The organism is uncultured Caulobacter sp. (genome assembly GCF_937900395.1).
Taxonomy (GTDB): domain Bacteria; phylum Pseudomonadota; class Alphaproteobacteria; order Caulobacterales; family Caulobacteraceae; genus Caulobacter.
In genome coordinates this window covers 20,585-28,739 of record NZ_CALCDX010000089.1, presented here as the reverse complement: position 1 = coordinate 28,739, position 8,155 = coordinate 20,585, and the positions used below count along the sequence as shown (strand labels likewise).

The following is an 8,155-nucleotide window of genomic DNA, read 5'->3' as shown; positions in this document are numbered from 1 at the left end:
AGGGTCGACATCAACTGCATGCCGGTGATCGCCAGGATCGCGATGCCGACGACGCTGTCCGACAGCCGGGCGCTGGCTCTCGATCCGGCGGGCATGAGACCCGACCCTACCGATCAGCACCGACGGTCGGGCTGAGGACGCGGCGAGTCGAGTCGACCGATGCCGCCGCGGAATGCGGCATCCCGAAAACGCCGGATTTCAACCGCGGCAATAACGAAGGTTCGGCCTATTTTCAGGTGAACCAGAAAAAGGGCCTGCGCTGGAGCGCAGCGCGGGGTTTTCTCCACCCGGTGAAAGATCGCCCAAATCTGGAAATCCTTGCGGGCGCGGAGGTTGAAAAGCTCCATATCGAGAATAACCGCGTCACGGGCCTCCGCTTCCGCCAGCGCGGCGAATTCACGACCGTTACGGCAAGAAAGCGCGTCGTGCTGGCGGCGGGCGCGATTGCCTCGCCGAAGCTCCTCATGCTCAGCGGCATCGGTGACGGCGCGAAGCTTTCGTCCTTGGGCATCGAGACACGGCTCCACAGGCCCGGTGTCGGCGCGAATTTGCAGGATCACCTGCAATTGCGGCCGATTTACAAGGTTCAGGGCGTGCGCACGCTCAACATGGATTACGCAAACGTCTTCAAGCGCGCGATGATGGGCGTGGAATTCGCGCTGCTCCGGCGCGGGCCCTTGACCATGGCGCCCTCGCAACTCGGCCTTTTCGCCAAATCCGCGCCGCGTTATGAAACGCCGAACGTGCAGTTCCACGTCCAGCCGCTCAGCCTCGACAAATTCGGCGAGGGGCTGCACCCTTTCCCGGCGATCACCGCCTCGGTCTGCAATCTACGCCCGACGAGCCGGGGCGAAATCCGTCTCGAAAGCGCGGACCCGTTCGCCGCGCCGGTCATCGATCCGAATTACCTTTCGACCGAAGAGGATCGGCAGGTTGCGATCGAATCGCTTCGCCTTGTCCGCAAGATCGTCGGCGCGAAGGCGCTCGCGCGCTACAAGCCCGAGGAATACAAGCCCGGTGCGCATCTGACGAGCGATGGCGATTTGGTGAAAGCGGCAGGCGATATCGGCACGACGATCTTCCATCCGGTCGGCACGGCGAAAATGGGCGCCAAGGATGACCCGATGGCAGTGGTCGACGAGCGCCTCTCGGTGATCGGGATCGACGGGCTTTCGGTCGTCGATGCCTCGATCATGCCGACAATCACCTCCGGGAATACCAATTCACCCGTGCTGATGATCGCCGAAAAGGGCGCGGAAATGATCCTCGCGGCTGATCGGTGAGCGGGGTTGTGCCGCTGAAGGATATCGCGCGCGATGCCACCGCGCGGCTTCTTTCGCGCGGGCTCGGCCGGCACCTCTATCAACTGGGCATGGTCGCGGTGCCGGAAGTGACCCTGCCGAACGGGCGACGGGCGGATCTCGTCGCGCTCGGCCGGAATGGCGACATCTGGATCATCGAGATCAAATCCTCCGTGGAGGATTTCCGCACCGATACGAAATGGCGCGAATACCGCGCGTTCTGCGACCGGTTCTATTTTGCGAGCCATATCGATGTGCCACAGGAGATTTTCCCCGACGAGGCCGGTTTCATGCTGGCGGACGGGTTCGGCGCGCATCTCATGCGGGAAAATGATCGGCAGCCCATGCCTGCGCCGACGCGCAAGGCGCTGACGATCGAACTCGCCCGGCTCGCCAGCGCACGGCTTCTTGGCTTCACCGACCCGGAAGGACGGTTTGCCGAGGGGTATTGATCAGCGCGGGGCGCGCTTGGCGAGAATGCGCTGGAGCGTGCGGCGATGCATGTTGAGCCGGCGCGCGGTTTCGGAAACATTGCGGCCGGATTGCTCATAGATCCGCTGGATGTGTTCCCAGCGCACGCGATCTGCCGACATGGGCCTTGCTTCGGCGAGCGGGCGTTCGATGTCGGAGCCGGTCAAGATCGCCTGGATTTCCTCGAAATCACCGGGTTTGGCGAGGTAATCCACGGCGCCGCGCTTGATGGCGCTGACCGCGGTCTCGATATTGCCGTGACCCGAGATCATGATCACCGGCAGGTCGGCGTCTAGCCCCTTGACCATGTCCAGCAATTCCAGACCGTCCATGCCGCCGCCCTGCATCCAGATGTCCAGGACCAGCAACGAAGGCTTGCGCGCGCGGATCGCCGCGAGCGCCTGATCGGAGTCGGCGGCCGTACGGACGGCGTAACCCTCGTCCTCAAGGATACCGGCCACCAATTCGCGGATGTCGGCTTCGTCATCCACTACCAGAACGTCGGCGCTCATATCATCTCCTCAACGCCACTTTGGGCCGCGGCGGGCAGACGCGCGGTCGTCGGAAACTTCAGGATCACGCGGGCGCCAGGCGGCTCTCGCGCGTCGGTCAGGGCCAAGCTTCCGCCATGGTCCTCCATGATCCGCTTGACGATAGCCAGGCCAAGGCCCGTGCCCTTCTCGCGGGTGGTCACATAAGGCTCTGTCAGCCGATCCCGGTCTTTCGGGGGGAGGCCGACGCCATTGTCCTCGATGGTCACGCACAGATCGTCCGCGTCCGAGACCAGGGTCGCGGTGATGCGGCCGCGCAGATCCGGATCGACCAGACGCCGCGCGCCGACCGCCTCGCCGGCGTTCTTCAGGATGTTCGTCAGGGCCTGGCCGATCATCCGTTCGTCGCAGGTCACCCAGATGTCGCCCCCGCCAGGCTCTTCCAAACGAACTTCGATTTCCGCGTCCTGAAAGCGCTGCGCAAAGACCGCCTGGCGCAGCATCTCGGTCAGATTGGCCGGCGCGAAGCGCGGCGCCGGCATGCGGGCGAAGGCGGAGAACTCGTCGACCATGCGGCCGATGTCGCCCACCTGCCGGATGATGGTGTCGGTGCAGCGATCGAAGGTCTCGAGATCGCTGGCGATCTCCTTGCGGTACTTCCGGCGCAGGCGCTCGGCCGACAACTGGATCGGAGTCAGCGGGTTCTTGATCTCGTGGGCGATCCGGCGCGCGACGTCCTTCCAAGCGGCGTTACGCTGGGCGGCGACAAGACGAGTGATGTCGTCGAAGGTCAGGACGAGGCCGGCGGCGACATGGCCGGCGGCGCGAACGCGAAGGCGCCGCGTCTCGCCTTCGCGCATGATGTCGATCTCGACATCCGTGTCAGGCCTGCTCTCTTCCAGCGCTTCCATCACGACCGCGAATTCCGGCGCCAAGGTGATCAAGTCGACGCCCAAGGCGTGTTCCGGCAGTCCCAGAAGCGCTGTCGCCCGGCGATTGACCGCCGAGACCCTTCCCCGTTCATCCAGACTGACCACGCCGGCGCTGACGCCGGAGAGCACCGTCTCGATGAATTGCCGGCGGCTCTCGGCGTCGAGACTGGCGGCTTTCAAGGCCGCCTGCTGCAGCTGCAGCTCGCTGGTCATCATGTTGAAGGCGTTGGACAGCGCGCGGATTTCCTCCGGCCCGGACCCGGCCTCCACGCGCGCATCCAGATCGCCGCCCGACACGCGGCCCGCGGCCTCGACGAGGTCCGCCACGGGCCCCGCGATCGAGTTCGCCGCGGCGATGCCGACCCAGATGGCGGCGACAAGGACCAGAAGCGCTGTCTCCAGATAGCTCAGGCCGAAGATCGCCTGGATGCGGCCGCGACTGCGCTCGGCGTCGCGATAGGACAAAAGCGCGTCCTGCGTCTCGATCAGGTGGCTCAGAATGCCCTGCTCGATCGGCCGCACCACATAGAGGTAGCCGTCGGGGAAAGCCTTGAGCTTATAGAGCGCCCGGAAGAGGTCGTTCGAGACGAAGCGCTGGGCGCTAACCTCACCGCCGTCCGTGGCTTGGTAGCTGGACGGCGGCGGCGCCAGGAACGGCGGCGCGGCGGCGGTCTCGGCCCGCGCCAGAATCCGGCCATCCCGATCCAAGACGTAAGCGGCGGAGAAGCCGTTATCCTCCATCACGCCCGCCAGGAAATGGCCGAACGCCACCGGCGATTGCGACATGGCCGGCGCGGCGCGGTTCAGGTCCGCGGCCATCGGCGCGATGTGCTCGGAGATGTAGTTCTTCTGCTGCTCGACGTACGAGTTGGCAACCTTGGCCGAATTGCCGACCACGGTCTGGACCTTCTGACTGAACCAGCCGTCGACGCCGCGATTGACCAGCACGCCGAAGAACAGCGCCACGATGACCGCCGGGGCCACGGCCGCCAGCGAGAAAAGGCCCACGAAACGCAGGTGCAGGCGCGCGCCTTCGTCGCTGGCCCGCGCGTCGATCAAATCATAGAGGCGCAGGCCCACAATCGTGGCCACGCCCAGGATCAGGACAAGATTGAAGCCCAGCACGACCAGAATCACCGTGCTGGCGGTGCTGATCGAGTCGGTCTTGGGCGGTGACGAGGCCAGGGCGACGCCGGCGACGGTCAGCAGAACAGCCAGCGCATAGCCGCCAGCCATCAGGTAGCGCGACCGCAAAAGCTCTCGCCACCAGGCCCGGCTGAACCGGGTCGGCGGGGCTTCCGATCCGGTCGCGTAAGCCACTGAAGCCATCACCCCTGATTTTAGGGGGGTGTGCCCTGAATTCAACAGCTATGTGCTACGAATGCTTCAGCTCAGCGACGGCCGCGGGTCATCTCGACGCCGAGGTCCTGGATTTTCTTGCGCAGCGTGTTGCGGTTCAGGCCCAGGATTTCAGCGGCGCGGACCTGATTGCCGCGCGTCGCCGACAGCGTGAGCTGGATCAGCGGGCGCTCGATCTCCTGCAGCACGCGGTCATACAGGCCGGGCGGCGGCACCCCATCGGGCTGGTCGGCGAAGTGCGAAGCCAGATGACGTTCGACGAGCGTGGAAAGAGTGACGGGCCCTTCTTCCGACCGTACGGCGGGCGTGTGGTCCTGCAGCTCGCGATCCACGATGCGGGCCGTGATTAGCTCCTCGGCGTAGAGGGCGCACATGCGGCGCATCAGGTTCTCAAGCTCGCGCACATTGCCCGGCCACGGATAGCTTTTCAGCCGGTCTAGGGCGCTCTGGTCGATTGTCTTGGCCGGCAGGCCTTCGCGCGCGGCGCGCAGCAAGAAGGTCCGCGCCAGATCCGGAATGTCCTCGGCGCGGTCACGCAGCGGCGGCAGGCGCACGGGCGCGACGTTGAGGCGGAAGAAGAGATCCTCGCGGAACAGGCCCTGCTGGATCAGGCCGCGCAGGTCGCGGTTGGTGGCGGCGATGATCCGCACGTTCGGCCGGCGGCCGGTCTTCGGATTGATCACCGGCTCGGTGCCGTCGATTACCCGCAGCAGGCGGGTCTGGGCGTCCAGCGGCATGTCGCCGATCTCGTCCAGGAACAGCGTGCCGCCATCGGCCTCGACCAGGCGGCCATTGTCGCCCTCGCCCCGCCCGAACAGCTCGACCTCGACCCTTTCCCGCGGAACGGCGGCCAGGTTGAGGACCACGAACTTGCCGTCGCGCCGGCGCCCCAGTTCGTGCAGCGCGCGGGCGACCAGCTCCTTGCCGGTGCCGCTCTCGCCGAGGATGAGGACAGTGAGGTCCGCGCCGACAAGACGGGCGATCGTGCGATAGACCTCCTGCATCGGCGCCGAGCGGCCGATCAACGGCAGGCGCTCGTCGCGCATGGCGCGAGCCTGCGCCTTGGAGGCCTCGGTGTCGGCCGGCCGCGACAGCGCCCGACGCGCCGCCGCCGTCACATCATCAAGATCGAACGGCTTGGACACATATTCGAAAGCGCCCGCATCCGCCGCGTTGACGGCGGTCAGCAGGGTGTTCTGAGCGCTCATCACGATGATCGGCAGCTTGGGCCGCTCCTTGCGGATGCGCGGCAGGACGTCGAAGACATTCTCGTCGGGCATCATCACGTCGGTGACAACGAGGTCCCCTTCGCCGTCCGTGACCCACTTCAGCAGCGTGGTCGCATTGCCGGTGGCGCGCACCTGGTAGCCCAGGCGGGTGAAGGCCTGGCTGAGGACCAGGCGGACCGAGCTGTCGTCGTCGGCGATCAGGATTTTCTTGCTCGCGGCGTTCATACTCACGCGTCTCCGGAAACGGTGTCGGAAGCGCCATTTTGCGGCGCGATGGGCAGCAGCACGCGGAAGACGGTGCGGCCGGGCTCGGACTCGAAATCAATCAACCCACCGTGGGCGGTGACCAGCTTGGTCACGAGCGCCAGACCCAGGCCGGTGCCGTTGGCCTTGGTCGTCACGAAGGGTTGGAACAGGTGGTCGCGGAGGGTGGTCGGAACACCAGGGCCATTGTCGATCACCCGAACCTCGATCGGCGCGCCGCTCGTCGTCTTGCCGTCCGCGCCGCGAACGCGCACGCCGGGGCGCCAGGCCGTCTGGATCGAGATCGCACCGCGCCCGTCGCCGCGCATGTGCGCCGCCTCGGCCGCATTCTTGGTCAGGTTGAGGAAGATCTGGATCAGGTGATCCTCATCTCCCCAGACCGGCGGCAGTGACGGGTCGTAGCTTTCCTTCAGTTGCAATCCGTCGGCGACGCCATTCGCCACCAGGGCCCGCACGCGGTCCAGGACCTGGTGGATGTTGACGGGCTCGCGCGGGGTCGGGGCGTTGTCCGAGAACGCCTCCATGCGATCGACGAGGCGGCGGATGCGATCGGTCTCGTCGACGATCAGCTGAGCGAGCGGCTGGTCGACAGCGCTAGCGCCGGTCTTGAGCAACTGGGCCGCGCCGCGAATGCCGGCCAGGGGGTTTTTGATCTCGTGAGCGAGCATCTTGCCCAGCCCAACGACCGAACGAAGTCCGGCCGTGTCCGCGGCGCGATCGACACCCAGCACGCCCTTGACGTGCAGGGTCAGCAGGACGGAGCCATCGCCCAGCGGCGCGGCGGCGCCGTCGGCCTCGAACGGCGGCTGGCCGAACAGATTGACCTCGACGCCGTGCTCGCGGACCAGCGCCCCCTCGGAAATGGCCCGGTCGAGCAGCGAGACCAGCACCGACCCCGGCGGCAAGGCGGCGCGAAAGCGACCGCGCGCCAGGAGCGAGAGACCATGACCGAACAGCGCCTCGGCGGCTTCGTTTACGGCGACGAGACCGCCGTCCCGATCCACGACCAGCGCCGGCTCGGGGCTGAGGTCGAAAGCCGCCGACTTCAAGGCGTCGGTGGCGACGCCGCCCAGTACGCGGGCTCGGTCCGTCATGCGGCTAATCTCCCGCCCGCCAGCCAGAGGTCGCGCAAGGCGGCCTCCACGGCGGCGGGATCTTCTAAGCGACACAGGGTGGCGCGCGCCGCCCGGCGCGCTTCGGCGGTCTCGGGCCAGGGCGCGGCCTCGATGTACGAAGCCAGATGCTTGCGGAACATCTTCAGGCCCAGCCGCTCGCCATAGAACGAGAGGCTGCGGCGGAAATGGGTGAGCGCGATGGCGAGACGCTCCTCGGCCTCTGGCTCGGCGAAGCCGCGGCCCTCCAGCGCCGCTTCAATCGCCCCCGCGATCCAGGGGCGGCCATAGACGCCGCGCCCGATCATGACGCCGTCCGCCCCCGACTGTTCGAGCGCCACACGGGCGCTGTCGCCGTCGACGATGTCGCCATTGACCAGCAGCGGAACCGAAACGGCCTTCCTGACCTCGGCCACCGCCGACCAGTCGGCGACGCCCTTGTAGAACTGGTTACGGGTGCGGCCATGCACCGTGATCGCCTTGGCGCCGACCGCTTCGGCGCGCGCGGCGATCTCTGGCGCATTGCGGCTGGCGTCATCCCAGCCGAGCCGCATCTTGACCGTCACCGGCACATCGACCGCCTCGACAGCCGCGGCGACCAGCGCCTCGGCCAAGTCCGGCTCGCGCATCAAGGCCGAGCCGCAGGCCGCCCCGGCGGCGACCTCCTTGGCGGGGCAGCCGAAATTCAGGTCGATGATCTCGGCTCCGGCCTCGGCGGCCATGCGCGCGCCCTGGGCCATGAAGTCGACGTCTCGGCCGACGAGCTGGATCACCGTCAGTGGCAGGCCTTCGCCGACGGCCGCGCGGCGGACGACGTCGGGACGTCCCTTCGCGAATTCCGCGCTGGCCACCATCTCCGTCGCCACATAGGGCGCGCCAAGCGCCGTGGCCGTTTCTCTGAAGGGCAGGTCCGAGACCCCGGTCATGGGCGCAATCCACACCCGACCGGGGACGCAAACCCCGCCGACATCGAGCTTGTTGCTCATTTTCTGATCA

At 66.8% G+C, this 8,155-nt stretch carries 6 protein-coding genes and 1 pseudogene; 2 read left to right on the top strand and 5 right to left on the bottom strand.

Going from position 1 to position 8,155, the window contains the following annotated elements:
* Nucleotides 1-1,283: GMC oxidoreductase (locus Q0379_RS07745; protein WP_299006648.1), on the top strand; the 1,283-nt coding region annotated here is incomplete at its 5' end.
* Between the two features lie 8 nt (nucleotides 1,284-1,291).
* Complete coding sequence (locus Q0379_RS07740; protein WP_299006646.1) at nucleotides 1,292-1,753, top strand: MmcB family DNA repair protein; 462 nt, start codon at nucleotides 1,292-1,294, stop codon at nucleotides 1,751-1,753.
* A 156-nt stretch (nucleotides 1,754-1,909) separates the two neighbouring features.
* Here the strand turns inward: Q0379_RS07740 and Q0379_RS07730 are convergent.
* The 5 genes and pseudogenes from Q0379_RS07730 to dusB form a co-directional block, all read right to left on the bottom strand.
* Nucleotides 1,910-2,284, bottom strand: a pseudogene (locus Q0379_RS07730) (response regulator); the annotation flags it as partial.
* Nucleotides 2,281-4,524, bottom strand: coding sequence for a PAS domain-containing sensor histidine kinase (locus tag Q0379_RS07725; RefSeq protein ID WP_299006644.1), 2,244 nt, complete (start codon nucleotides 4,522-4,524; stop codon nucleotides 2,281-2,283). The gene Q0379_RS07725 and the pseudogene Q0379_RS07730, both read right to left, overlap by 4 nt.
* A 62-nt stretch (nucleotides 4,525-4,586) precedes the next feature.
* On the bottom strand, nucleotides 4,587-6,008 hold the full coding sequence (locus Q0379_RS07720; protein WP_013079109.1) for a sigma 54-interacting transcriptional regulator: 1,422 nt from the start codon (nucleotides 6,006-6,008) through the stop codon (nucleotides 4,587-4,589).
* 2 nt (nucleotides 6,009-6,010) lie between these two features.
* The gene (locus Q0379_RS07715) at nucleotides 6,011-7,141 is read right to left on the bottom strand and encodes a nitrogen regulation protein NR(II) (RefSeq protein ID WP_299006635.1); all 1,131 of its coding nucleotides are present in this window, start codon (nucleotides 7,139-7,141) and stop codon (nucleotides 6,011-6,013) included.
* Nucleotides 7,138-8,145 (bottom strand): tRNA dihydrouridine synthase DusB, encoded by a 1,008-nt coding sequence (gene dusB / locus Q0379_RS07710; protein ID WP_299006632.1) that lies wholly within the window; start codon nucleotides 8,143-8,145, stop codon nucleotides 7,138-7,140. The genes Q0379_RS07715 and dusB overlap by 4 nt, the downstream gene beginning before the upstream one ends.
* Nucleotides 8,146-8,155: the final 10 nt, after the last annotated feature.

Excerpts from the sequence above, each read along its gene's own strand:
- Q0379_RS07725 (WP_299006644.1), bottom strand. The coding sequence starts at position 4,524 with ATGGCTTCAGTGGCTTACGCGACCGGATCGGAAGCCCCGCCGACCCGG.
- Q0379_RS07720 (WP_013079109.1), bottom strand. The coding sequence starts at position 6,008 with ATGAACGCCGCGAGCAAGAAAATCCTGATCGCCGACGACGACAGCTCG.
- Q0379_RS07715 (WP_299006635.1), bottom strand. The coding sequence starts at position 7,141 with ATGACGGACCGAGCCCGCGTACTGGGCGGCGTCGCCACCGACGCCTTG.
- dusB (WP_299006632.1), bottom strand. The coding sequence starts at position 8,145 with ATGAGCAACAAGCTCGATGTCGGCGGGGTTTGCGTCCCCGGTCGGGTG.